Consider the following 22,707-nt stretch of genomic DNA (forward strand, 5'->3'; position numbering starts at 1 on the left):
GGTCAGTTCCAGCTGTGCCGCGGGCGCGTATGTTCCGGTTGTCGGCGGCGCAGTCGGATCAAGGATGGGGTGGGCGATATGGGCGAAGCGGTCCTGGTCACCGGCGGCAGCGGGTTCGTCGCCAGCCATCTGGTGACGCAACTCCTGGCGCGGGGTTACACCGTGCACACCACCGTGCGGTCCCTTGCCAACGCGCCGAAGGTGCAGCCTCTGCGGGCCATGCAGAACCGATTCCCGGGCCAGCTGGAGCTTTTCGAAGCGGATCTTCTGGCTCACGGTTCGTTCGACCAGGCGATGAAGGGCTGCCGGATCGTCTTCCACGTGGCCTCGCCCTTCCTCATGCCGGAGAAAATCACGGATGGGCAGCGGGACGTCGTCGAACCGGCTCTGACCGGCACCCGTAATGTCCTTGCGAGCGTCGAGCGGACACAAACCGTCGACAGACTGGTCTTCACGTCCACCGTCGGTGCCATCTTCGGGGACTACATCGACGTGCTGAGTATGGAGGGCCAGATCCTCTCCGAGCAGTACTTCAACACGACCAGCACGGTGGAGAACAACCCGTATCACTACTCAAAAACCGTCGCCGAGCAGGCAGCGTGGGAGGCGGCAAGGGCTCAGGACCGCTGGCGCATGGTGTCGGTCAATCCAGGGCTGGTGCTGGGTCCATCGCTGACGCCTGCGTCGGAGTCCGGGAGCCTGTTCCTTCTTGATGAGCTGTTCAAGGGCTACTTCTTCTACGGGGCCCCAGACTTCTCCTTCACCGTCGTCGACGTCCGAGATCTCGCCGCCGCCCACATCAAAGCCGCCGAGCAGCCCGACGCGCACGGGCGGTACATCCTCGCGGCGCCGGAGATGGTCTCCTTCCTCGAGATGTCGCGAGTCCTCCGAAGCAGATTCCCCCGGGACCTGCGCCTGCCCCGACATGGCCTGCCGCACTGGACGGTGAGGCTTCTGGGTCCTGCCTTCGGGCTGACACCGGATTACACACGCAAGCACCTCGGCATCCGGTTCGCCGTGAACAACCGCAGAAGCGTTGCAGAGTTGGGGCTCGTCTACCGTCCCATCGACGAGACGCTCGTCGACCACTACCTGGCCTGGCGTCACCAGCGCAAGGCCGAACGCTGAGAGGTGGTCCGGGGCCCGTCTCGCACCCAAGCCCGGCAGCCGCGCGGCTGATATCCGGCATCGTCCGTGCGGCCCGCTCGCCTGGGCCATGCCCAACTCGGCGGCGATGAATCCGGTATGCGAAAGCCGCTTCCGCCTGGCCGCTGGAGTCCTCTCTGCGGCCGCACAGGTCAGTTCCTGCTGAACGCGGCGTGAATAGGCTCCCTACATCACTTGCCGGGCGCGAAAGGAAAGGGAGCAGAGTCGTGACGGATAATGAATACGACACATGCGTGATCGGGGCGGGACCCGCGGGGCTGGCCGTTGCTCGGGCCCTGACCGAACGAAATCTTCCCTATACGCATATCGAGCGGCATTCGGGGCCTGGGGGTCTGTGGGATATAGACAACCCCGGAAGCCCTATGTATGAATCGGCCCACTTCATCTCCAGCAAGACGCTTTCGGGGTTCGGCGGCTTCCCGATGCCGGATCACTTCGCGGACTATCCACCGCACCGGCAGATCCTGTCCTATCTGACGTCGTTCGCCGAAGCGTACGGACTGCTGGACCGGATCGAGTTCGGTGTCGAGGTCCAGAGCGTGGGCAAGAACGCGGACGGCACCTGGACGGTCACCCGCGCGGACGGGCGCCAGAGCGTGCACGGGCACGTGGTGATGTGCACGGGCGCGCAATGGCACCCCAATGTCCCTGACCTGCCGGGTCACTTCACCGGCGAGATCCGGCACACCGTCAGCTACCGCAGCAGTGACGAATTGCGGGGCAAGCGAGTGCTGGTCGTGGGAGCGGGGAACTCCGGCTGTGACATCGCCTGCGACGCGGCACGGGTCTCCGATCGCGCGGTGATCAGCATGCGCCGCGGTTACTGGTTCATCCCCAAGCACCTCTTCGGCCGACCGGTCGACACGCTCGCCCATACCGGGCCGAAAATGCCCATGTGGCTGGAGCAGCGGCTCTTCGGGGCCCTTCTGCGGATCATCAACGGCGACCCGACGCGACTGGGCCTGCAGAAGCCCGACCACAAGCTCTTCGAGACGCACCCCGCGGTCAACTCGATGCTGATCCATCATCTGCAGCACGGCGACATCACGGCCAAGCCCGGCATCGCCCGCACGGACGGCAGGTCGGTGCACTTCACCGATGGCACCAGCGACGACTTCGACCTGATCCTGCTGGCGACGGGCTACAAGCACCTGGTTCCGGCCGCGCAGGACTACTTCGGTGATGAGCAACACCCCGACCTGTATCTGTCGGCGTTCTCCCGTGCGCACCGCGGCCTGTTCGGAGTGGGCTTCGTGGAGACGAACTCCGGTGCCTATCAACTCTTCGACACTCAGGCACAGTTGATCGCCGGCTTCATCCACGACACCCAGCGCCGGCTGCCCAACGCCGAGCGGTTCGCCCGCATGATTCGCCATGACCGTCCAGACCTGTCCGGCGGATTGAAGTTCGTCGCCTCGCCGCGGCACACCGGCTACGTCGACAGCGGTGCCTTCGTGAAGTACCTCGGCAAGACCGCGGCCGCGATGGGCTGGCGGACTGAAGGCCGCCCACCGCAGACGACGCCCGCACCCGAGGCGGTGGCTTCATGAGCTACGACTTCCGCGATCAGGTCATCGCGGTGACTGGCGGTGCGGGCGGGATCGGCAGCGCGATGTGCCGACGCTTCGCTTCCGGCGGCGCCCTCTGCGTCGTCGTCGACATCGACAGCGCGCGCGCCAAGCAGGTCGCGGCCGACCTGCCTGGGACCGGGCACACGGGGATGGGTTGCGACTTGCTCGACCGCTCTGCGGTGGAGCAAATGCTCGAGGACATCGCCGTCGCTTACGGCCGCTTGGACGTGCTGGTCAACAACGTCGGCATGACCAGTGCCGAACGCTTCGACGTGCGCAGCGTCGAGAGTATCGAGCAGGAGATCAACCTCAACCTGCTTTCCCCGCTGATCACTACTCGGATCGCGATACCGCACCTGCGCGCCTCCCGCGACCCCCGAGTGATCACCACGGTGTCGCTGGGCGGGATCTTCCCGCTGGGCGAGACACCGATCTACACGGCGTCGAAGTTCGGGCTTCGCGGTGCGATGCTCTCCATCGCGCTCGACCTGAAGGACAAGGGCATCAAGGCCGGCTCGGTGCTGCCATCGGCAACCGACACCCGGATGCTGCGCCAGGAGGCCGTGGACGGCGGCAACTCCATGCAGTTCCAAGATCCCCCGCAGCAGCCGTCCGACGTGGTGACGGCCGTGGTGAGCCTCCTGGACAAGCCGCGTCTGGAGGCTTACGCCCGCCCCGGTGAATCCTGGCTGGTGCGGATCGCGATGCTGGCGCCGAACCTACTGCCCAAGCTCTTCCCGCTGTTCCGCAAGCGCGGCGAACGCGGCATGGCCCGCTATCTGGAGGACCTGCGCCGCCGCGGTTTGGCACGTCAGACCAACGGCCGATGGGAACTGGTGGAGGAAGCATGAGCAGCACATCCACTGCAGTAGCCGACGAGATCCTGCGCGTCGTCAATCCGGCGACCGGCGAGCTGATCACCACGCTGCCCGCCGCGACCACGCGCGAGGTCGCCGAAGCGGCAGAACGCGGGCACCGGGTGTACGAGGGCGGGGCCTGGTCCGGACTGCCGCCGAGGGAGCGGGCCGCGGTACTGCTGCGCCTGGCCGACCTCATGGAACGTGACGCTGAGATCCTGGCACGGCTGGACACCGAGGACGCGGGCAAACCGATCACTGAGTGCCGCACCGGCGACGTACCGGGGGCGATCGAATCGATCCGGTGGTTCGCCGAGGCGGCGGACAAGATCTTCGGTCGTCTCGCACCCACTGGTCACGAGCACCTAGGTCTCATAAGCCGGGAGCCGGTCGGAGTGGCCGCGGCGATCCTGCCGTGGAACTACCCACTGGCCATGGCCGCGTGGAAGGTCGGACCGGCGCTCGCCGCAGGGAACAGCCTGCTGCTCAAGCCCGCCGAGGCGACGCCGCGCTCGGCCCTGTACCTGGCGCGGCTCGCCGCGGAGGCGGGCCTGCCGGAGGGGGTGCTGACCGTGCTGCCCGGCCACGGTCCGGTCGCAGGCACGGCGCTCGCCCGCGACCGGTACGTCGGCGCGCTGTCGTTCACCGGCTCCACCGCCACCGGGCGCCGAATCCTCGCCGACGCGGCAGAGACAAACTTCAAACGGATCTCCCTCGAAATGGGCGGCAAGAGCCCGCAGGTCCTGATGGCTGACGCGCTGAGCTTCGGCGACGAACTCATCGACCACATGATCGAGGCCGCGTTCCTGACGATGGGACAGAACTGCACGGCCGGCTCGCGCGTCCTGGTCCACCAGGACATCGCCGGTGAGGTGATCGAACGGTTCACCGCCGCCGCCCAGGCACTGGTCATCGGAGACCCGGCCGAGCCGGAGACCCGGATCGGACCGCTGATCAGCCACGACGCGTTCAAGCGCGTCGCAACCGCCGTGGACTCCGCCCGGGCCGCGGGAGCCCAGATCCATACCGCCGGGCTGCCGCACGGTCTGCCACCTCGTGGCGCCTACTACCCGCCCACTGTGGTCACTCGCGCTCCCGAGCGGAGCGAGGTTCTGACCCGGGAGCTCTTCGGCCCGGTCGTCACCGTCCAGACCTTCGCGTCCGAGACCGAGGCGGTACGCCTGGCGAACGCCACCGAGTACGGGCTGGCCGCCTCGGTATGGACGCGTGACCTCGACGCCGCCTTCCGTCTGGCGCGCGGGATCCAGGCAGGCGTGGTCTCCGTGAACGCGTACAGCGAAGGGGACATCACCACCCCCTTCGGCGGCTGGAAGCAGTCCGGATTCGGCGGCGCGGAGAAGTCCACCTCGGCCTTCGAGCAGTGGACGCGGCAGAAGACCGTCTGGATCCGCACCCGCTGATCCCGCGGGCCGGGGAGGGGAGTGCGCGTGTGCGGGGCCGGCAGTGAGATGTATCGGGCTGTTGCGGCACGGACGAGCTGCCGCATCAGACCGATCCGGCCGTCTTGCTCAGCCGGGCGCGCACTGCGCCCTCAGGCTCCGACGAAGGCCGCCGCGCCAAGAGCGCAGCGCGCAATTCGTGCGGAGCGACACCGTGCCAGCGGCGCACCGCCCGGCGCAGGGCCCGAACGTCGGAGAAGCCCGACTGGGAGGCGACATCGCGCAGCGTCAGTTCCGGTCGGCGCAGCAGCCGGTCGACCCGTTCGCGGCGTACGCCGTCGACGACTGCCTCGTACGTTGTTCCGCACTCGGCCAGACGGCGGCGCAGGGTGCGCTCGCTGGACGCATGGCGGCGGGCCTGTTCGACGAACGAAGGCACATGGGGAAGACCCTGCGCGATCGAGATCTCCAGCACTTCCAGCAGGTCCTGTTGGTCACGACGCGCGGCCATCTGCTCATCCAGCAGCTCCAGCGTCCCCGCGAAGGCGACCGGATCCCGTCCTGGCATGCTCATCCGCAGCCACGCGGCGGGGAAGACCAAGCGGTTCCGCGCCGACAAGAACCGGATCGGGCAGCCGAACAACGTGGCGAACGAGTGCGGGTCCTGTGGGGCGGAGAAGGTGAACTCGAGGCTCTGCGGGGCGAATTCGATGCCGGCGCTGAGGCGGGTCAACGTCACCACGCTCGCGAACGCCTCCTCGATCAGGAACACGGCGACGGCCGGGTCCACCGCGGGGTCGGGCAGATCCGCCCGCAGCGCGTAGCCGTCGTCGTCCTCAGCGACCGACCAGACCGTCATCGCGCCGGACAGATTCTGGTACCTCACCCCCGTCGCGATGGCGTCCCGCAGACTGTCGGCGGCCATCAGAGCGAAGCCGAGAAGCCCCCACGCCGTGAGGTGCTGCGCGGCGCCCACGCGCAGGCCCAGATGCTCGTCCCGGGTCAGTTCCACCGCACGACGGATCACCGCACTGCCCTGCCGGTACGACACCCGCAACTCGGCGGAGCGCATGACCGCCTCGTCCAGGCCCATCCGCGTCAGCAGGGGCTGGAGGGCGACGCCGTACTCCTCGGCCACCCACGGTCAGGTAACGCAGGATGTTCGGCTGGATGGTCGCCGAGGTACTGCGGCTGGTTTCCGCGGAGACAGCCGTGATGGGAGCGTCGTCCATCCCGGTCTCCCTTATCAGAGCGTTGCTCACTCCACTGTAGGCAGCCGGACCCCAGACGCCCGCCTGATGGCCGCTGAAGTCCGCATTCCGGCCTCTGGCGTCCTGCACCCGCCCACGTCACCTACTTTCGCGGCTGAGGTCTTCGCTTCCTTCATCAGGGGCGATGTTGTGCGGGACGTCGATATCCGGGGGGCTTCCCGGGGAGCGACGCCCCCTTCGTCCCGTGTAACCACCATGAAAACCGCGCGTCGTACCGCGGTACGACGCTCTTCGCCCGGGTTCGGTCCCCGGTACCACCGGATCGGCGTTGCCCCGCACTTAGCGTTTCGGCGAGGCCACCAGGACCGTCTGTGGTCGCAAGCCGGGAGAGGGAACGCGAATGATCGAGGCACATCAGCTGACGAAGACGTACGGGGAGAAGACGGCCGTCGACCGGCTGGACTTCGTCGTACAGCCGGGCACCGTGACCGGCTTTCTCGGTCCCAACGGCGCGGGGAAGTCGACGACCATGCGCATGATCGTCGGCCTGGACGCCCCGACGAGCGGCTCCGTGAAGGTCAATGGGCGCCACTACGCCCGGCATCGGGCACCACTGCAGGAGGTGGGCGCGCTGCTGGAGGCGAAGTCGATCCACCCGGGCCGTTCGGCGTACCAGCATCTGAACGCGCTCGCGCTGACGCACGGGATTCCGCGCCACCGGGTGGACGAGGTCATCGACCTCGCCGGTCTGGCCAGCGTGGCGAAGAAGAGGGCCGGAGCCTTCTCGCTCGGCATGGGGCAGCGGCTCGGCATCGCGGCAGCGCTGTTGGGCGATCCGCAGACGGTGATGCTGGATGAGCCGGTCAACGGGCTCGATCCCGAGGGCGTGTTGTGGATCCGGAACCTTCTGACGGGGCTCGCGGCCGAGGGCCGGACGGTGTTCGTGTCGTCACACCTGATGAGTGAGATGGCACTGGTCGCGGACCACTTGATCATCGTGGGCCGCGGCCGGCTGCTGGCGGACACCACCGTGCAGGACCTGGTCCGTGAGGCGGGCGGCAACGCGGTGACGGTGGCCGCACAGGACCCGGCTCGGCTGCGGGAGGTCCTGACGGGGCACGGCGTCGAGATCACCGGGCGGGCGGGCTCCGAGGAACTGCATGTGACCGGCCTGACCGCCCGCGAGATCGGGCTGAAGGCGGCGGAGCACGGGATCGCACTGTTCGAGCTGAGCGCGCGGACGGTGTCGCTGGAGGAGGCGTTCATGGACCTCACCAGGGATGCCGTGGAGTACCACGGTTCCACGACCGGCATCGAGACCCCCGGGAGGGCGGCATGAGCACGCTGACCGCGACACCGGAGACCCCCGAGAAGGCCCCCGTTCGCCCCGTCTACCGGGTGACGGCATGGCGCGTACTGCATGCCGAGTGGGCCAAGCTGTGGTCGCTGCGTTCGACGTGGATCACGCTGGGGCTGGCCCTGCTGTTCCTGGTGGCGGTCGGGGCGATCGCCGCCGTGCAGTACGAGTCCCAGGTCAGCGGCGGCAAGCCGCCAAGCGGGGAGTTGGCGAGCGAGACAGCCGTGAGTCTGGCCCTGTTCGGTGTGAACTTCGCCAAACTCGCCCTCGGTGTGCTCGGCGTGCTGGTCACGGCAGGTGAGTACTCGACCGGCATGATCCGCTCGACGCTGGCGGCGGTGCCGCGCCGGCTGCCCGTGCTGTGGTCCAAGGCGGCGATGTTCGGGCTGGTCTCCCTGGTCGTGGGCACGGTCGGCGTGTTCCTCGCCTTCCTCTTCACCGGCGCGATCGTGTCCGGCACGCCCGCGGCGATGAGCCTCTCGGACGCGGGTGCCGTACGCAGCCTGCTGGGTGCGGGTCTCTACCTCGGCCTGGTCGGAGTGCTCGGCGCCGCCCTGGGCGCCTTGCTGCGGTCGGTCGCGGGCGGGATCTCGGTCCTGGTCGGCGCGTTGATGATGGTCTCGCTGCTGCTCTCGCTGCTGCCCAGCTCCTGGCAGGACAACGTCGGCAAGTACCTGCCCGACGCCGCGGGGGAGTCGATCTTCGCCCTGACCCACGAAGCCGGCACCCTGTCGCCGACGGCCGGGCTGCTGGTCTTCATCGGCTGGACGGCGCTCGCGCTGGCGGGAGCGGCGTACCGGCTCGTGCGCCGGGACGTCTGACGACCCGCACTATGGGCAGGTGACTTCCATGACCGCCGACGACCTGAGCGGGACGGGCCTGCCGCTCGCCCGCCTGGGCCGTATCGGCCGGCGGCTGCGGCAGGCGGACCGGGCACACCCGTGGGCGCTCGACGCCGCGGTCGTCGGGCTGGTCTTCCTGCTGTTCTGTCTGCCGGATGTGCTGGACGGCGGTGCCGTGGAAGGCGACGCCCCACGCGAGATCCACGCCCTGTTCACCGAGGTGCCCGTGGCGGGGATCCTCGCCCTGCAGGCCGGGCTGGTGCTGCCGCTGCTGTGGCGGCGTCGAAGGCCGCTGGTGGCGTTCGGCGCCGTCGCGGCGGTGTTCGTCCTCCAGTGGTCGCTTCAGGTCGCGCTGCGCGCGGATGTCGCCCTGTTCATCGCCCTGTACAGCCTGGCTCTGCACGGGCGGCTACGGCACCTGCCGTGGGCCTGCGGGGTCACGGCGGGCGCGATGGTGCTGGTCGCGGTGCGTATATCGGCGGCGATGCCTGTCTCGGACGCGCTGTTCTTCCTCCTCGCCACCACGACCGCCGCCGTCGCGCTCGGCCTGATGGTACGGATCCGCCGGGCTCAGCTCGCCGGGCTACGGGAGCGGGCGGCCCGTCTGGAGATCGAGCGCGACCAGCGAAGCAGGCTGGCGACCGCCACCGAGCGCACGAGAGTGGCCCGGGAGATGCACGACATCGTCGGCCACAACCTGGCCGTCATGATCACCCTCGCCGACGCCGGCGCGTACGCCACCGACATCGCCCCCGAACGAGGCAAGGAGACCCTGCTGATGATCGGCGACACCGGCCGCCAGGCACTGAGCGAGCTGCGGCGGGTGCTGGGCGTCCTGCGTGAGGAGACCGACGGCCTCAAGAACGCGCCCGAACTCAGCCCGCAACCCGGCGTCGCGGATATCGACGCCCTGTGCGCCGGCGTCCGCGCTGCCGGGCTGGAGGTCGTCTACCGCACCAGCGGGGACATGGACGTGCTGGACAGCGGAGTACAGCTGACGGTCTACCGCATTGTGCAGGAAGCCCTCACCAACACCCTCAAACATGCTGGTGCCGCCACGCGGGTCGACCTTGCGATCGCCGTGCAGGACACACAGGTGACCATACGAGTTCAGGACGGCGGCGAGGGTGGCCGGTCCGGGCGGCCGAACGAGGAAGGACATGGTCTGGTGGGCATGCGAGAGCGAGCGGCTCTCTACGGCGGGATCGTCAGCGCGGGGCCGGTGCCGGGCGGAGGATGGGGCGTGGAGGCCACGCTCGACCTCACTTCTCGAGGGGGCGCCAGATGACCACCGTGCTCATCGTGGACGACCAGCAGCTCCAGCGGTACGGCTTCCGCCTGCTGCTGGAGTCCCTACCAGAAACCGACGTGGTCGGCGAGGCCTCTCACGGAGCCGAAGCCGTGCGTATGGCCGCCGAACTACGCCCCGATGTCGTCCTCATGGACGTACGCATGCCGGGCATGGACGGCATCGAGGCCACCCGCCGAATCATCGCCTCCGGTGGTCGCTCCCGCGTCCTCGTCCTGACCACCTTCGACTTGGACGAGTACGTCCACGATGCCCTGCGCGCCGGTGCGAGCGGCTTCCTCCTCAAGGACGCCCGCCCCGACGAACTCCTCGCAGGTATCCGCGCGGTCGCCCAGGGCGATGCCGTCATCGCCCCCGCCCTCACCCGCCGCCTCCTGGACGAATATGCCCACCAACTGCAGCAGCGCACGGCCGATGCCGCCGAGGACCCGCGGTTTGCCTCGCTGACCGACCGCGAGCGAGAGATCCTCGTCGCCATTGGCAAGGGCTGGACCAACGGGGAGATCGCCGACCGCTTTGTGGTATCCGAGTCCACCGTCAAGACCCACGTCGGCCGGGTCCTGGCCAAGATCGGCGCCCGTGACCGCATCCAGGCCGTGATCTTCGCCTACGATCTCGGGCTTGCTCGGCCACATCTCGGCTGAGTCGACGTGTCGTCCGGGCAGTGGTGATGGATGCGCCCGCAGACCGATGGTCAGGTCGCGAGGGCAGCGACCGCGTCGCCGATGGGGGTGTCGCCGGAGGTGAGCTCGACGATGGTCCGGTTGAGGGCAGGCTCGTGCAGGACGGCGTCGATGAAGGCCGCCACGTCGTCGCGGTGTACGTCGCCGTACTCGACCGCCGGACCTGCCGTCACCCGGCCGGTGCCGGGGGTGTCGAGGAGCGTGCCGGGGCGGACGATCAGCCAGTCCAGGCCGGTCCGGGTCAGGTACACGTCCGCGGCCTTCTTGACCTTGATGTAGTGCTCGAAGCCCTCGCTGCGCTCGCCGTCGCGCAGGGCGTCAGGGAACACCGAGACCAGCACGAACCGACGGACACCGGCACGCTCGGCGGCGTCGGCGGCCTTCTGCAGGCCCTCGCCGTCGATCAGCGTCGTCTTGTCCCTGCCGGTGCCGTGGGCGCCGGCCGAGAACACCACCGCTTCGTGCCCGCTCAACTTGGCCGCCAGCTCCTCCACGGAGTCCTCGATCAGGTCTCCGGTGACCGGTGTGGCGCCGGAGGTCCGGACCGTGTCGGCCTGGAGGGGGGAGCGGTGCATGCCGGTCACCTGGTCGCCGCGGGCGGTGAGCAGCTGCGCGAGCCTGCGACCGACGCCTCCGGCGGCGCCGATCTGAAACACCTTCATACTCTTCTCCACTCTTGCACCATTGGGGTTCGCCAAGGTCGCCGGTGTCAGGCGACGAAGACCTGGGAGTCATCGGCGAACGCCTTGAACTCCAGGGCGTTTCCGGCCGGATCGTGGAGGAACATGGTCCACTGCTCGCCCTTCTGACCCTCGAAGCGCACATAGGGTTCGATGACGAATTCGGTGCCCGCCGTGCGCAGTCGCTCGGCCAGACCGTGGAACGCGGCAACCGTAAGGATCAGCCCGAAGTGAGGCACCGGCACGTCGTGGCCGTCGACAGGGTTGTGGATTCGCTGCGGACGCTCGGGCGCGAGGTGGGTGACGAACTGGTGGCCGTACAGGTCCCAGTCCACCCACGTGTCCGCACTGCGTCCCTGTTTCAGGCCCAGCACCTCGCCGTAGAAGGTGCGCGCGGCGTCGAGGTCGTCGACCGGCATGGCCAGGTGGAACCGCGGGATGGGGGAGTCGAGAACGGTCATTGCTGCCTTCCTGTGGCCGGATGAACTCGGCTGATGGAGTGGCTGAATGTTAACATTACGACATCATGCTGAGCTTGTACGAGGGCATCAACGAGAGAACTGAGTGGTGAGCGGGGCGATGAGCGAGCCGGGCAAGGTCTCTCCAGCGCGTCGGCGAGGCTTGGCCGACGAGGTCGCGGACCGGATCCGCGACGCCATCTTCAGCGGCGCGTACGCCCCCGGTGAGCAGCTGCGCGAGGTGGAGCTCTCCGGAGTGATGGACGTCAGCCGAGGCCCTGTTCGCGAGGCCCTGCGGCTGCTGGAACGGGAGGGCCTGGTGCACTGCGCGTGGCACCGCGGAACCACCGTCACCACGCTCTCGCCCGAGGACATCGCCGAACTTCACAGCTTGCGCGGTGCGTTGGAGGACCTGGCCGTGCGGCGTGTGCTCGACCTCGCCTCCGCGGACGACCTCGCCTCACTGGACCAGATCACCGCCCTGATGGAGCGCGCCGGCGACGAGCATGAGATGGTCCGCCTGGACATCGTCTTCCACGACGCCGTCTTCACCGCCGCCCGCCACCAGCGACTGGTGGATGCCTGGGAGGGCATACGGTGCCAGGTTCACCTCTTCCTGCTGACCCGGATCGGCCACAGCACCGACGGATACCTGACCCGCATCCCGGATGAGCACCGCGAACTCGTCGCGGCCCTGCGCTCCCGCGGCACCGATACCGCAGTCCGCCTCTTCGCCGCGCATCGCCGACACGCCGTCGATGTGATCACCGGGGCTCGCGAACCGAGCTGACCTTGTCGCTGTTGGACAGACCTCGCGCGACGAGGCCGAGTACCTGAACCCTGCGTGGGGTCAACTGCTCCCCGGCCGGCGCCGTTCGGGGTGCCATCAGACCTGCTCGACGGATCTCCCCACCCATTCCGGTCCTGGGTAGTTGCACATGCCGTAGCGGCATGTGGTGTCGTCGAGCGACGTACCCCTCCGCCACGCCTCCCCGCGAGGTCAAGATCGGCGATGCCGCCGCCTCTGCCGGAACCACCCCGCGCGCCATTCGTCACTACCACCAGATCGGTGAAGATGCCCTATGGCTTCTCCGCGGCCCGAACGCGGTGCATGGAACTCACGGCACGGCTCCTTGACGGGGACCTCTCCGCAGGTAGCTGATCGCTGGTGTGGCCGTGCGTGAGATCCCGGATCCGTAACCGGGGATTCGCTGGTACCTAAGGTCGGCCCGCCCCCTGAGGTCAGACGCTGCCCATGGGCTGGGTGAAGTCTGAACCATTGGCTACCCATCGGTCGACATCGAGGCTGAGCAGCTGTGCCATTGGCGCAGTCAATCTCGCGACAGTTGAGCCAGTGGGCCCGGAGGTGGTTATCTTTGCCCTATCCATGTACTTGCGGCGCCGCGCAGCGCCGGACGGCGACGAGGCCGGGTCCGGACCGCGGTGCCTTCGTCGTGCCTGCTTGTTGTCCGCCACCCAGGACGGCCGTGGGCAGGACGCGTACCACCACAAGGGGGGCGGCGCACCGCTGTGAAAAGGATGTTCGTGGCTCCGGACCCGGGGCGCTTGAGGCTGCGGAACGCGACCCGCGCTGTCGTCGGTGTCGCCGTCGCCGTCGCCGTTTCCGAACTCTGCGGGCTATCGCTCACCGCATCGATCACCGGAGGGCTGGCGGCGCTGCTCGCTCTCTTCACGGTCACCGATGCGACCGTCCGTGACCAGCGGATCACCACCGTCCTTCTTCCCGTGGCCGGATTCCCCGTGCTGGCACTTGCCACCACACTGCACGGCATGACCCCGGCCCGTGACGCCGCGTTCCTGGCCGTCGTCTTCTGTGGGGTCTATGCCCGCCGCTGGGGCCCACGGGGCCACGCGCTCGGGATCTTCGCGTTCATGAACTTCTTCATCACGCAGTTCCTGCACGCGGTTCCCGCTCAGCTGCCCGAGCTGTACACCGCCGTGGGCCTTGCCCTCTTCGCGGCCGGCGCCACGCGCTTCGTGCTCTGGCCCATCGAGCGTCACACCCCACCCGCGGCAGCCCCGCCGGCCCTGCCCGGCAGCGGATTGGCGCGGCCCACCACCCGGCAAGCCTTCCAGGCCACTGCTGCCTCGGCTCTCGCGCTTCTGGTCGGGCAGCTGCTCTCCGAAGAGCGCTGGTACTGGGCCGTCGGCACTGTCTGGTGGATCTTCGTCAACACAGCTTCTCGCGGCGAAACCCTGGTCCGCGGTTTCCGCCGGCTCTTCGGAACTGTGATCGGTATCGCTGTCGGCCTGCTGGTCGCCATCCCGCTGCACGGCGCTCCCGCGCCGACGGCCGCCCTGGTCGCGGTCTGTGTCTTCGGCATCTTCTACAGCGCCGCCGTCTCGTATTCCTGGATGATGCTGGCGGTGACGGTCATGGTCAGCTTGCTCTACGGCCTGCTGGGCGTGCTGGACCCCAGCCTGCTCGGGCTCCGTCTTGCAGAGACCGGTGTGGGCGCGCTGTGTGCCGCGCTGGCCGTGGTCCTCGTCCTGCCGGTCACCACGCACGCCACGAACGATGCCTGGATCCAGCGGGCACTGCACTGCGTGCACGCGGCCACCGCCGAGGCGACCGCTCGCCTCGCCGGAGACGAAGGCGCCGACCCGACCACCCGGGTGGCCGAACTGGAGCAGCTGCTCGGCCGTGTACGGCTCTCGGTCGCCCCGCTGGTCCACCCGCTCAACCCGATGCTCGGCCGCAAGCGCCGCGCCCGCCGCGTGCTCGCCCTCCTCGACGACTGCGCCCGCGAGATCCGCGGCCTGGCCGCCGTCGCCGCCGATCCCGAGGCCTCGCACGACGCACGCCTCGCCGCTGCCTGCTGGCGCGTCGAGGCCGCCGTCGAGGCGCTCACCGGCGGTGGCGACGTCCCCGAGTCCGCCATCGAGGCCACCGCGACGGAGCCGGCGCTGGCCCACCTGCATGGCGTGGAGCGGGCCCTCGCGGACCTCGCTAAGCCGCTGCGGGCCCCGTCGCGCTCGCCCCTCGTCGGAACGTGAATCCCCTGACGACGCCCGATTTGGTCTAGACCGATTGTGATCGACTGCTAGCGTCACCTCCGACAACACAGGCACCGAGAGGGGACAGCGGTGGCAGACGGCGGCAGGCGACAGCGGCGGGCCTTCATCGGGTCGTTCACGGCGGCCGGGGGCGCCGGGATCGTGACGGCGGCCGTGGACCCGGACACCGGCGCGCTCACCGTCCTGGGCAGCGTGGAGACCGTGCCCGACCCCTCGTATCTCGCCCTGTCGCCCGACGGGGACACGCTCTACGCGGTCAGCGAGACCGCCGACGGCGCGGTGGCCGCGTACCGCGTGACCGGCGACAAGCCCGAGCCGGCCGGCTCCGCGGTGCCGGTCGACGGCAGCGGCCCCACGCACCTCAGCCTGTTCGCCGGCCACGTCCTGACCGCCAACTACGGCTCCGGCAGCGTCACCACCGTGCCCCTGCGCGCCGACGGCACCCTCGCCCCCGCCGCGTCCGGCGTGCTCCGGCACACCGGCTCCGGCCCGCACACACCGCGCCAGCAGAGCCCGCACGCCCACCAGGTGCAGCCCGATCCGAGCGGCCGGTGGGCCGTCAGCGTGGACCTCGGCACGGACTCCGTACGGGTGTGCACGCTGACCGACGGGAGCCTCGAAGTGCACCGGGAGATCGCCCTGCGCCCCGGCTCCGGGCCCCGGCACCTGGCGTTCCACCCGCGCGGCTCATACGCCTACGTGCTGAACGAACTGACCCCGACCGTCACCGTCTGCCGCTGGGACGCAGCGGACGGCTCGCTGAAACCGCTGGCCGAGGCCCCGGTGCTGGCCGGGCAGCCGGCCGGTGACGCCTACCCGTCGGGCATCGTCGCGTCACCCGACGGCCGTTTCGTGTGGACCGCCACCCGCGGCGAGGACGTGGTGTCCACGTTCGCCGTCGAGGGCGAGGAACTGCATCTGGTGGGCACGGTCACCTGCGGCGGCCACTGGCCCCGGGCCCTCACCTCGGCGAACGGCTTCCTCTACGCCGCGAACGAGCGCTCCGGCGACATCACCTGGTTCACCATCGACCCGGCCACCGGCCTCCCGCGCCCGGGCGGCCTGATCGAGGTCACCGCCGCATCCTGCGTGGTCATCGGTTGAACCAGGGCGCCCCGAAGGGGCGCGGGGCTGTGTCAATATGCGGCTCCGCCGCGTGGGCGCGACCAGCCACGACGCCGCCGCAGACGAACGACGACAGACGGATCCCGGCACTACCCAGCGGAGCGTCACCGCACGGGCGAGCCCTGCGCCTGCTGCGGAGCGATGCCCAGCGCCGTCGTGTACTTGGCCAGCGCGAGCTTGCCGATCGCGGGGTAGGGGCCGAGCGGCTCGGCGGCGGAGCAGCCCGCCTCCTTGGCCGCCGCGTCGACCAGGCCCGGGTCGATCTCGGGGCCGATCAGATAGGGCGCCAGGGCCAGCTGCTGCGAGCCCGAGGAACGCAGCTGCTCGGCGACGGACGAGATCGAGCCGTCCTGGTCGAGCGCCGCCGCCATCACCGGCACCGCGAGGCGCGCGGCGAGCAGCATGCCGGTGATCCCGGCCGCCTGCACGGCCTCCTCACCGCCGACCGAGGCCAGGACGATGCCGTCCGCGGCGGTCGCCACGGTGAACAGCCGGGCGCGGTCGGCGCGGGCCAGACCGGCCTCCGACAGGCGAACGTGCAGCGCCTCGGCGAGCAGCGGGTGCGGGCCGAGCACATCGGTCAGATCGGCCGCGACACGGCTGTCCATGACCGCCTGGCGGACCCGGCGCAGCAGCGCGCTGTCCGGCCCGGCGAGCAGTGGCACGACGACGGCGACGGGGCCGTCGGGCTGCTTGGCGTCCACACCCGCGGCGCGCGCCTGCTCGTAGCGGGCCGTGCGCTCCTGGGCGGCGTGCGCGAGGACGGACGTGAGCGTGGGGAACTCTCCGTCGTCCCCGTCCAGGTACCCGATCCGCGCGTCCAGGCCGGGGAGCTCGGAGCGGGCGATGCTCACGACCTCCTCGGAGAGGCTGCGCGTGGCGGCGCTGGGCGTGCCCGGCACCGCGAGGACGAACGCGGGCGCGCCGTCGGGAGCCGCCAGGGGCTCGGGTCGGCGGTGCCGCCCGGGCTGGCGAGGTCGCGGCATTCGTACTGGCAGGCCGGACGCGGGCCCAGTGGGGGAGCTCATGGCGACGCATGTTACTGGCTTCCTGGGCTCCCTTGTTCGGGGAGGGGGCAGGTGAGCGGTATCCGTCCGGTTTTGTCTGATGAGTTACGGTCGGATCAGAAGTGCTCAGCGGCTTCCGGCCGGTCTGTGGGTCAGTCCCCCTTGACGGTGACCACGGTCAGCATCGCCTCGTCACTCGGCAGGGTGAACGCGCCCGCCGCGAGGTCCGTCGCGATACGCACGGAGCCGTCCAGCGGATCACCGGCGGACGGGACCCGGCGAGCGCGCGGCAGTTGCCGGGACAGCTCCTCCTCCAGCGGTACGACGAGCGGGGCGCCGATCTTGAGCAGCCCGCCGGTGACGGCGACCCGGGTATCCGCGTCCGGCGGGCAGACGGCTGCCGCGGACTCGGCCATGTGCCGGGCGGCCGTGCGCAGGATGCCCGCGGCGACGGGGTCGCCGTCCGCGCACGCGGCCACATGCGGCACGAAGGACGCGAGGACGGCGGGCCGGTCCGGCCGGGGGTACAGCTTGCCGGGCAGCCCCGGCATCGGTCCGAACTCCTCCTCGGCGCGCGCCAGCAGCACGGCGGACCCGCCGGGCCGCCCGTCGTACGCGCGCAGCGCCGCCTCCAGTCCGGCCCGCCCGATCCAGGCCCCGCCGCCGCAGTCGCCCAGCAGATGCCCCCAGCCGTCGGCGCGACGCCAGTTCGTCAGATCCGTGCCGATGGCGATCAGCCCGGTACCGGCGGCGACCACGGCACCGGGCCGCGGCCCGACGGCGCCGACATACGCGGCGACGCCGTCGGCGACGAGCGCGAGCGTCCGGACACCGAACTCCTGGCGCAGCGCACCCGGGAGTTCGGCGCGCAGGGCGGCGCCGAGCGTGGAGAGCCCGGCGGCCCCGACGACGGCGGTGTCCAGTTGGCGCACGCCGGTCTCGGTCACCAACGCCCGCACCATGGGCACCAGTTGCTCCATCAGATGCCCCGGATCGATACCCTGCGCACCGGTCCGCACCGGCACCCGTGACTCCCGCTGGGCCTTCACGTCCCCCTGCGCGGTCGCCACGACCACGCGCAGGCCGGAGCCGCCGGAGTCGACGGCGAGGAAACCGGCGGGCGTATCCGCGAGTCGGGCGGGGCCGGACGGGGGCGTCGTCCGCGCGGGGTCAGGCGGAGCCGCATCCGCCCCGGCCCCCACACCGGTCACGGCAGGCGCCAGTCCACCGGCTGCCCCCCTTGCTGGATCAGCAGGTCGTTGGCGCGGCTGAAGGGGCGGGAGCCGAAGAAGCCGCGGTCGGCCGACATGGGGGAGGGGTGGGCGGACTCCACTGAGGGGAGAGTGCCGAGCAGGGGGCGGAGGTTGCGGGCGTCGCGGCCCCACAGGATGGACACCAGCGGCTTGCCGCGCCCCGCCAGCGCCCTGATGGCCTGCTCGGTGACCTCCTCCCAGCCCTTGCCGCGGTGTGCGCCCGGACTGCGCGGCGCGGTGGTGAGCGCTCTGTTCAGCAGCAGCACGCCCTGCTCGGTCCACGGCGTCAGATCACCGCTGGACGGCTGGGACAGCCCCAGATCCGCGTTCAATTCCCGGAAGATGTTGATGAGGCTGCCGGGCAGCGGACGCACATCGGGCGCGACCGAGAACGACAGCCCCACCGCGTGCCCCGGCGTCGGATAAGGGTCCTGCCCCACGATGAGGACACGGACGTCGTCGAAGGGCTGCTGGAAGGCCCGCAGCACATTCGGTCCCGCCGGAAGATAGGTGCGCCCCGCCGCGATCTCCGCGCGCAGGAAGTCGCCCATCGAGGCGATCCGTCCGGCGACGGGTTCCAGGGCCTTCGCCCAGCCCGGTTCGACGATTTCATGCAAGGGTCGTGATGCCACGGGCGTCACCCTACTGCCGTACAGGCAACGGCGATCAACCGGTGGCCAAGGCCGTTCGGAGTGCTCAACCGATCACCGCCGCACGGACGCACAGCACATCCGGCAGATGCGAGGCGAGCTGCTGCCAGCTGTCGCCGTCGTCGGCCGAGGCGAACACCTCGCCGTTGCGGTTGCCGAAATAGACGCCAGCCGGATCCCCGTCGTCAGTACACAGCGCGTCGCGCAGCACCGTGCCGTAGTGGTCCTCCTGCGGCAGCCCCGCCGACAGCGGCTCCCAGGTCTTGCCCGCGTCCGCCGTGCGGAAGACCCGGCACCTGCGGTCGGCGGGCACCCGGTCCGCGTCCGCGTTGATCGGGAACACATAGGCCGTGTCGCCGCGGTGGGGGTGTGTGGCCGCCGCGAATCCGAACGTGGAGGGCAGGCCCTCGCCGATGTCCGTCCAGTGCGCGCCCGCGTCGTCGCTGCGGTAGACGCCCCAGTGGTTCTGCAGATACAGCCGGTCCGGGGTCGCCGAGTCCTGCGCGATCTTGTGCACGCACTGTCCGAACTCCGGGTCGGGATCCGGCAGGAACACCGCGGAGACACCGGAGTTGGACGGTGACCAGCTGGCGCCGCCGTCGGTGGTGCGGAACACGCCCGCGGTCGATACGGCGACCGTCACGGCCTGCGGGTCCCGCTTGTCGGTCACCACGGTGTGCAGGCCCTCACCGCCGCCGCCCGGCACCCACTGCGAGCGGGTGGGGTGCTCCCACAGCGGACGGACCAGTTCGAAGCTCTCGCCGCGGTCCTCGGAGCGGTACAGCGCGGCCGGTTCCGTGCCCGCGTACACCACATCCGGTTCGGCGGCGGCCGGGTGCAGCTGCCACACCCGCTCCAGTGAAGCGCCGGTGTCCTTGGGGAACTTGACGGCCGGCTGGGACGGTTCGGTCCAGGTCCGGCCCAGGTCGTCGGAGTGGAACACGGACGGACCCCAGTGCGCGCTGTCGCCGCCGGCCAGCAGCCGCGGGCGGTCGCCGCGGGTGTCGAGGGCGACCGAGTAGACGGCCTGTGCGTTGAAGTAGGGACTCTCGTCGAACTCCCATGCGCCACCGCGCCGGCGCCCGATGAACAGGCCTTTGCGCGTGCCCACGGCGAGCAGTACCTCGGTCATGCCCAACACCTCCGCGACATCTTTGTCCAGGACACCGGCCAGTCTGCACCCCACCACTGACAGTCACCTCCGGAAAGGGCTGTCTCGCAGGTCAGGGCGGTGCGGCGGCCCGTGCCGGGTGTTGCGCACGGCCCTGTGCACGGCGCCGATCCCGGACCGGTCCGGTCATGTTCGGTCAGACGCCGGTGAGCGCGTCGGGCCCGTGGGACGGTCGGCCCGGGGGACCATCCCTGAGCATCCGCGAGCCGTCCGACGTATGGAAGGACGGTCGGGGATGTTCGCGCGCTCATGAGAGGAAGCCTTCGATGGCGTTCCGTGGTCCGAAGGTGTGGCTGTGGCGCTGGCGGCGCAACCCGCTCAAGCGTCAGGCCGACGTGGTGGAGGCCTGGGTGGTGCTCGGTGCCTGGGTGTTCACCGTCCTGGTGGCGGTGTCCGCGGGTCTGGCGGTGGACCGGTCCGTGGAGCACAGGCTGGCCCGGGAGCGCGTCGAGTGGCGTCCCGCGGTGGCCCGGCTCACCGAGCGGGCTCCGGGCCCGGTCGACACGAACGCGGGATCGGTCAGCGGCGAGCGGGTGTGGGGCAAGGTGCGCTGGACCGCGCCGGACGGCTCCGTGCACACCGGCCAGGCCCGGGTCCGCACGGGCAGCGCCGTCGGCTCGCCGGTCACCGTGTGGACGGACCCGCAGGGCCGCCTGGTGACCAGGCCCGCCACCGTGTCCCAGGCTCGCATGCAGGCCGCGATGACCGGCGCGCTGATGGGGGTGGCAGCGGCGGCGCTTCCCTTCGTCGGAGGCCGGGTCCTGCGCGGCCGGCTGGAGCGCAGGCGCATGGAGATGTGGGACGCGGAGTGGGCGCTGCTCGGCCCGCTGTGGGGGCGGACCACGGGCTGAGCGACGGGGCCCGGAGGCTACGGCCGGTGGCCCTTACCCGCCTCCCAACGTCGCACGGCACACCCGCAGCAGCCGTTCGTCGTCGACCAAGTCCTGGCCGCCGTATGTGTCGGAGGGCACCTGGTGCCGCCGGACCGAGGCGAGTTCCGCCCGGAGCAGGTCGTGCAGGGGCGCTCCTGTCGGTCCCATGGCGGCGACGCACTCGGCGACGGTGAGGCGTGTGTACGGATGCTCCGCCCAGACGGAGCGCAGCACCGCGAGCACGGGGTCCGGCACTGAGGTGATCCGCCAGATCGCGCACGCGGCCGACGTCCGTTCCCAGACGCTGTCGGACTCGGTCATCGGCCGCAGTCCCGCCAGGGCGGGGCGTGCGACAGGGCCGAGCCGCGCCAGTACGTCGGCCGCCGCCCTGCGCCGATACGCGTCACCGATCGTCAACTCCCGCAGCAGGACGGGCAGTACGGCCTTCACGTCGCCCTCCACGGACCACAGCGCGTCCGCGGCCGGTACGGCGGATTCGCCGTCCAGCAGCCCGCGCAGCGCCGGTATCGCCTCCCGCGCCGCTCCTCCGAGTGCCCCCAGGACCCCTGCCGCGTGCTTCACGAGTACGTCCCGCATCCGCGCCTCCTCCGGCAGGCCGAGCAGCAGCCGCAGCACCCCGGGCACACACTCCCTGTCACGCAGCTCCCGCAGCGCCAGCAGCAGCGTCAACGCGAACGAATGTGACTCGGGGGATTCGAGCGGGACCTCCTCGAGCCCGCGCCGGAACGCGCGAGCCAACGGCGCCGCTGCCCGGCCAAGACAGGAGATCACCTGGCCCACGTCATGCGGCACGACCGGCCCCGCCAGGACCTCCGCCAGTACCGGCACCGCTCTGGGATCGCCGGTCTGGGCCAGGACTTTGAGCGGGCCGCCCAGAGACGGCAGGCCGTGCGCCCACTGCTGTACCCACAGGTCGGGACGGGAGGCGACCAGCGCGTGGACGTCGTCGGCGGCAGGGCGGGCGATGTCGAGGAGGCCCGTGAGGGCGGACACCGCGGCCTCGCGCAACCGGTCGTCGTCCGTGCCCAGTTGGGCACCGATCAACGCCACGGGTTCGCTGTAGTCGGCACGCCACTCGCTGAACAGTTTGGTCGACATCCACACGGCGTTGCACCGGTCGACCGGATCGGGGCTGGTCAACTGACCGCACAACAGGCCGATCCGGTCCGCCACCCGGCTGCCGAGGGCGGTGTGCAGGGTGCGCAGCAGCTGGGAGCCCTCCTCGTCCGAGGGGCGGAGCCGCCGCAGCCGGCCGACCAGCGTGTCCGTGTCCGGCCGATCCGGCGCGTCCGGAGCGCCAGGCCGCCGTTCGGACCGGTCTCTGAGCAGTCGTACGACGGTGTCCACCAGGTCGGCCGGGAGCCGGTCGGGGGCGCAGGCCGCCAGCTGGCCCAGTGCGGCGATCCGCAGCGCGGGGCCGTACGGCGGTGCGCTCTGCGTGGTCAGGAGGTCCAGCGCGCCCGCCGCCTGACCGGGGTGCCGTCGGGCGAAGTGCCCGAGGCTCTCAGCCAGGGCGAGCAGCACGCCGTCGTCCCGCTCGACCGTGATCCGCTCCCGCAACAGCCGCAGCACCCTTGCCGGTTCGTCCAGGAACCGTACGACCGCTCCCGCTGCCGCTCGCCGCACCCCGGCGTCCGGGTCCCCGGCCAGCCGGGCGAACTCCCCGGCGCTCGCACGGACCGCGGTGTGGGCCATCGCGTAGCCGCCGCCGAGGAGTTCCGCGCCGTCGTCCCCGCCGATGCTGACCAGCAGCTCCACGATCCCGCCCCGGTCGGGCACCTCCTCCCGCCCCGCGAGCGCGAACAGGAACGGGACGCAGGCGAGTGTCGAGTCGTACACGTCGCCCTGGTGGTGCACCGCGCCGTACATGCCGTCGAGTGCGATCTCCCGCTCGGCCGGATCCGCGGACGCGAGCCCGCGCAGCATGCCGGGCACGTCCTCCGCACTTCCGTACGCGTGCCGCAGCGCGGCCCAGTCGACCTCGTCGATCCCCGTGAACACGTTGTCCTCCCCAGCGAGTTCCACTGGTCGTGA

The 22,707-nt window shown here is 70.5% G+C and carries 19 protein-coding genes and 1 pseudogene; 12 read left to right on the plus strand and 8 right to left on the minus strand.

Annotated elements, in window-relative coordinates; genetic code table 11:
• Positions 1-78 precede the first annotated feature (78 nt).
• The 4 genes from KCH48_RS07375 to KCH48_RS07390 all read left to right on the plus strand — a co-directional run bounded on the left by KCH48_RS07375 (position 79) and on the right by KCH48_RS07390 (position 5,016).
• Complete coding sequence (locus tag KCH48_RS07375) at positions 79-1,128, plus strand: NAD-dependent epimerase/dehydratase family protein (RefSeq protein WP_210571318.1); 1,050 nt, start codon at positions 79-81, stop codon at positions 1,126-1,128.
• Between the two features lie 272 nt (positions 1,129-1,400).
• Entirely contained in the window at positions 1,401-2,717 is a 1,317-nt protein-coding gene (locus KCH48_RS07380) for a flavin-containing monooxygenase (RefSeq protein WP_374104661.1), read from the plus strand.
• Positions 2,714-3,589, plus strand: a complete 876-nt coding sequence (locus KCH48_RS07385) for an SDR family oxidoreductase (protein ID WP_210571320.1) — start codon at positions 2,714-2,716, stop codon at positions 3,587-3,589. Before KCH48_RS07380 ends, KCH48_RS07385 begins: the two co-directional genes overlap by 4 nt.
• Complete coding sequence (locus KCH48_RS07390; RefSeq protein WP_246884922.1) at positions 3,586-5,016, plus strand: aldehyde dehydrogenase family protein; 1,431 nt, start codon at positions 3,586-3,588, stop codon at positions 5,014-5,016. Before KCH48_RS07385 ends, KCH48_RS07390 begins: the two co-directional genes overlap by 4 nt.
• 85 nt (positions 5,017-5,101) lie before the next feature.
• Here KCH48_RS07390 and KCH48_RS07395 read toward each other — a convergent pair.
• Positions 5,102-6,227: pseudogene (locus KCH48_RS07395) on the minus strand (AraC family transcriptional regulator ligand-binding domain-containing protein).
• 379 nt (positions 6,228-6,606) lie between these two features.
• Here KCH48_RS07395 and KCH48_RS07400 point away from each other — a divergent pair.
• Genes KCH48_RS07400 through KCH48_RS07415 form a run of 4 tightly spaced genes read left to right on the plus strand, consistent with a single transcriptional unit; the run spans position 6,607 to position 10,358 of the window.
• Positions 6,607-7,545, plus strand: coding sequence for an ATP-binding cassette domain-containing protein (locus tag KCH48_RS07400; RefSeq protein ID WP_210571322.1), 939 nt, complete (start codon positions 6,607-6,609; stop codon positions 7,543-7,545).
• Entirely contained in the window at positions 7,542-8,384 is an 843-nt protein-coding gene (locus tag KCH48_RS07405) for an ABC transporter permease (RefSeq protein ID WP_210571323.1), read from the plus strand. The genes KCH48_RS07400 and KCH48_RS07405 overlap by 4 nt, the downstream gene beginning before the upstream one ends.
• A 28-nt stretch (positions 8,385-8,412) precedes the next feature.
• The gene (locus KCH48_RS07410) at positions 8,413-9,693 is read left to right on the plus strand and encodes a sensor histidine kinase (protein WP_210571324.1); all 1,281 of its coding nucleotides are present in this window, start codon (positions 8,413-8,415) and stop codon (positions 9,691-9,693) included.
• A complete protein-coding gene (locus KCH48_RS07415) occupies positions 9,690-10,358 on the plus strand; it encodes a response regulator transcription factor (RefSeq protein ID WP_210571325.1) in 669 nt (222 codons plus the stop codon). Before KCH48_RS07410 ends, KCH48_RS07415 begins: the two co-directional genes overlap by 4 nt.
• Before the next feature lie 50 nt (positions 10,359-10,408).
• Here the strand turns inward: KCH48_RS07415 and KCH48_RS07420 are convergent, their stop codons facing one another.
• Both KCH48_RS07420 and KCH48_RS07425 read right to left on the minus strand, forming a co-directional pair.
• Positions 10,409-11,059 (minus strand): SDR family oxidoreductase, encoded by a 651-nt coding sequence (locus KCH48_RS07420; protein ID WP_210571326.1) that lies wholly within the window; start codon positions 11,057-11,059, stop codon positions 10,409-10,411.
• A 47-nt stretch (positions 11,060-11,106) separates the two neighbouring features.
• Positions 11,107-11,538, minus strand: a complete 432-nt coding sequence (locus KCH48_RS07425) for a VOC family protein (protein ID WP_210571327.1) — start codon at positions 11,536-11,538, stop codon at positions 11,107-11,109.
• A 118-nt stretch (positions 11,539-11,656) separates the two neighbouring features.
• Here KCH48_RS07425 and KCH48_RS07430 point away from each other — a divergent pair, with 118 nt between their 5' ends.
• From KCH48_RS07430 to KCH48_RS07440, 3 genes are all read left to right on the plus strand, one after another.
• On the plus strand, positions 11,657-12,325 hold the full coding sequence (locus KCH48_RS07430) for a GntR family transcriptional regulator (RefSeq protein WP_210571328.1): 669 nt from the start codon (positions 11,657-11,659) through the stop codon (positions 12,323-12,325).
• 749 nt (positions 12,326-13,074) lie between these two features.
• Positions 13,075-14,553, plus strand: coding sequence for an FUSC family protein (locus KCH48_RS07435; RefSeq protein WP_210571329.1), 1,479 nt, complete (start codon positions 13,075-13,077; stop codon positions 14,551-14,553).
• 90 nt (positions 14,554-14,643) lie between these two features.
• Entirely contained in the window at positions 14,644-15,678 is a 1,035-nt protein-coding gene (locus KCH48_RS07440) for a lactonase family protein (protein ID WP_210571330.1), read from the plus strand.
• Between the two features lie 125 nt (positions 15,679-15,803).
• Here the strand turns inward: KCH48_RS07440 and KCH48_RS07445 are convergent, their stop codons facing one another.
• The 4 genes from KCH48_RS07445 to KCH48_RS07460 all read right to left on the minus strand — a co-directional run bounded on the left by KCH48_RS07445 (position 15,804) and on the right by KCH48_RS07460 (position 19,741).
• Positions 15,804-16,727 (minus strand): sirohydrochlorin chelatase, encoded by a 924-nt coding sequence (locus tag KCH48_RS07445; protein ID WP_210571331.1) that lies wholly within the window; start codon positions 16,725-16,727, stop codon positions 15,804-15,806.
• 131 nt (positions 16,728-16,858) lie between these two features.
• The gene (locus tag KCH48_RS07450; protein WP_307840829.1) at positions 16,859-17,917 is read right to left on the minus strand and encodes a BadF/BadG/BcrA/BcrD ATPase family protein; all 1,059 of its coding nucleotides are present in this window, start codon (positions 17,915-17,917) and stop codon (positions 16,859-16,861) included.
• A complete protein-coding gene (locus KCH48_RS07455) occupies positions 17,914-18,591 on the minus strand; it encodes a uracil-DNA glycosylase (protein WP_210571332.1) in 678 nt (225 codons plus the stop codon). The genes KCH48_RS07450 and KCH48_RS07455 overlap by 4 nt, the downstream gene beginning before the upstream one ends.
• Positions 18,592-18,655: 64 nt before the next feature.
• Positions 18,656-19,741: a sialidase family protein gene (locus KCH48_RS07460; protein WP_210571333.1), complete on the minus strand. Its 1,086-nt coding sequence runs from the start codon at positions 19,739-19,741 to the stop codon at positions 18,656-18,658.
• Between the two features lie 305 nt (positions 19,742-20,046).
• Between KCH48_RS07460 and KCH48_RS07465 the strand changes: the two genes are divergently transcribed.
• Entirely contained in the window at positions 20,047-20,631 is a 585-nt protein-coding gene (locus KCH48_RS07465) for a hypothetical protein (protein WP_210571334.1), read from the plus strand.
• Between the two features lie 33 nt (positions 20,632-20,664).
• Here KCH48_RS07465 and KCH48_RS07470 read toward each other — a convergent pair whose 3' ends face one another.
• Positions 20,665-22,674 (minus strand): HEAT repeat domain-containing protein, encoded by a 2,010-nt coding sequence (locus tag KCH48_RS07470; RefSeq protein WP_210571504.1) that lies wholly within the window; start codon positions 22,672-22,674, stop codon positions 20,665-20,667.
• Positions 22,675-22,707 lie beyond the last annotated feature (33 nt).

The organism is Streptomyces sp. GESEQ-4 (assembly GCF_017948455.1).
GTDB lineage: Bacteria > Actinomycetota > Actinomycetes > Streptomycetales > Streptomycetaceae > Streptomyces.

What these genes read in the sequence shown, in the direction of transcription:
- KCH48_RS07375 (WP_210571318.1), top strand. Translation starts at nt 79, where the DNA reads ATGGGCGAAGCGGTCCTGGTCACCGGCGGCAGCGGGTTCGTCGCCAGC.
- KCH48_RS07385 (WP_210571320.1), top strand. Translation starts at nt 2,714, where the DNA reads ATGAGCTACGACTTCCGCGATCAGGTCATCGCGGTGACTGGCGGTGCG.
- KCH48_RS07390 (WP_246884922.1), top strand. Translation starts at nt 3,586, where the DNA reads ATGAGCAGCACATCCACTGCAGTAGCCGACGAGATCCTGCGCGTCGTC.
- KCH48_RS07400 (WP_210571322.1), top strand. Translation starts at nt 6,607, where the DNA reads ATGATCGAGGCACATCAGCTGACGAAGACGTACGGGGAGAAGACGGCC.
- KCH48_RS07405 (WP_210571323.1), top strand. Translation starts at nt 7,542, where the DNA reads ATGAGCACGCTGACCGCGACACCGGAGACCCCCGAGAAGGCCCCCGTT.
- KCH48_RS07410 (WP_210571324.1), top strand. Translation starts at nt 8,413, where the DNA reads ATGACCGCCGACGACCTGAGCGGGACGGGCCTGCCGCTCGCCCGCCTG.
- KCH48_RS07415 (WP_210571325.1), top strand. Translation starts at nt 9,690, where the DNA reads ATGACCACCGTGCTCATCGTGGACGACCAGCAGCTCCAGCGGTACGGC.
- KCH48_RS07420 (WP_210571326.1), bottom strand. Translation starts at nt 11,059, where the DNA reads ATGAAGGTGTTTCAGATCGGCGCCGCCGGAGGCGTCGGTCGCAGGCTC.
- KCH48_RS07425 (WP_210571327.1), bottom strand. Translation starts at nt 11,538, where the DNA reads ATGACCGTTCTCGACTCCCCCATCCCGCGGTTCCACCTGGCCATGCCG.
- KCH48_RS07430 (WP_210571328.1), top strand. Translation starts at nt 11,657, where the DNA reads ATGAGCGAGCCGGGCAAGGTCTCTCCAGCGCGTCGGCGAGGCTTGGCC.
- KCH48_RS07435 (WP_210571329.1), top strand. Translation starts at nt 13,075, where the DNA reads ATGTTCGTGGCTCCGGACCCGGGGCGCTTGAGGCTGCGGAACGCGACC.
- KCH48_RS07445 (WP_210571331.1), bottom strand. Translation starts at nt 16,727, where the DNA reads ATGAGCTCCCCCACTGGGCCCGCGTCCGGCCTGCCAGTACGAATGCCG.
- KCH48_RS07460 (WP_210571333.1), bottom strand. Translation starts at nt 19,741, where the DNA reads ATGACCGAGGTACTGCTCGCCGTGGGCACGCGCAAAGGCCTGTTCATC.
- KCH48_RS07465 (WP_210571334.1), top strand. Translation starts at nt 20,047, where the DNA reads ATGGCGTTCCGTGGTCCGAAGGTGTGGCTGTGGCGCTGGCGGCGCAAC.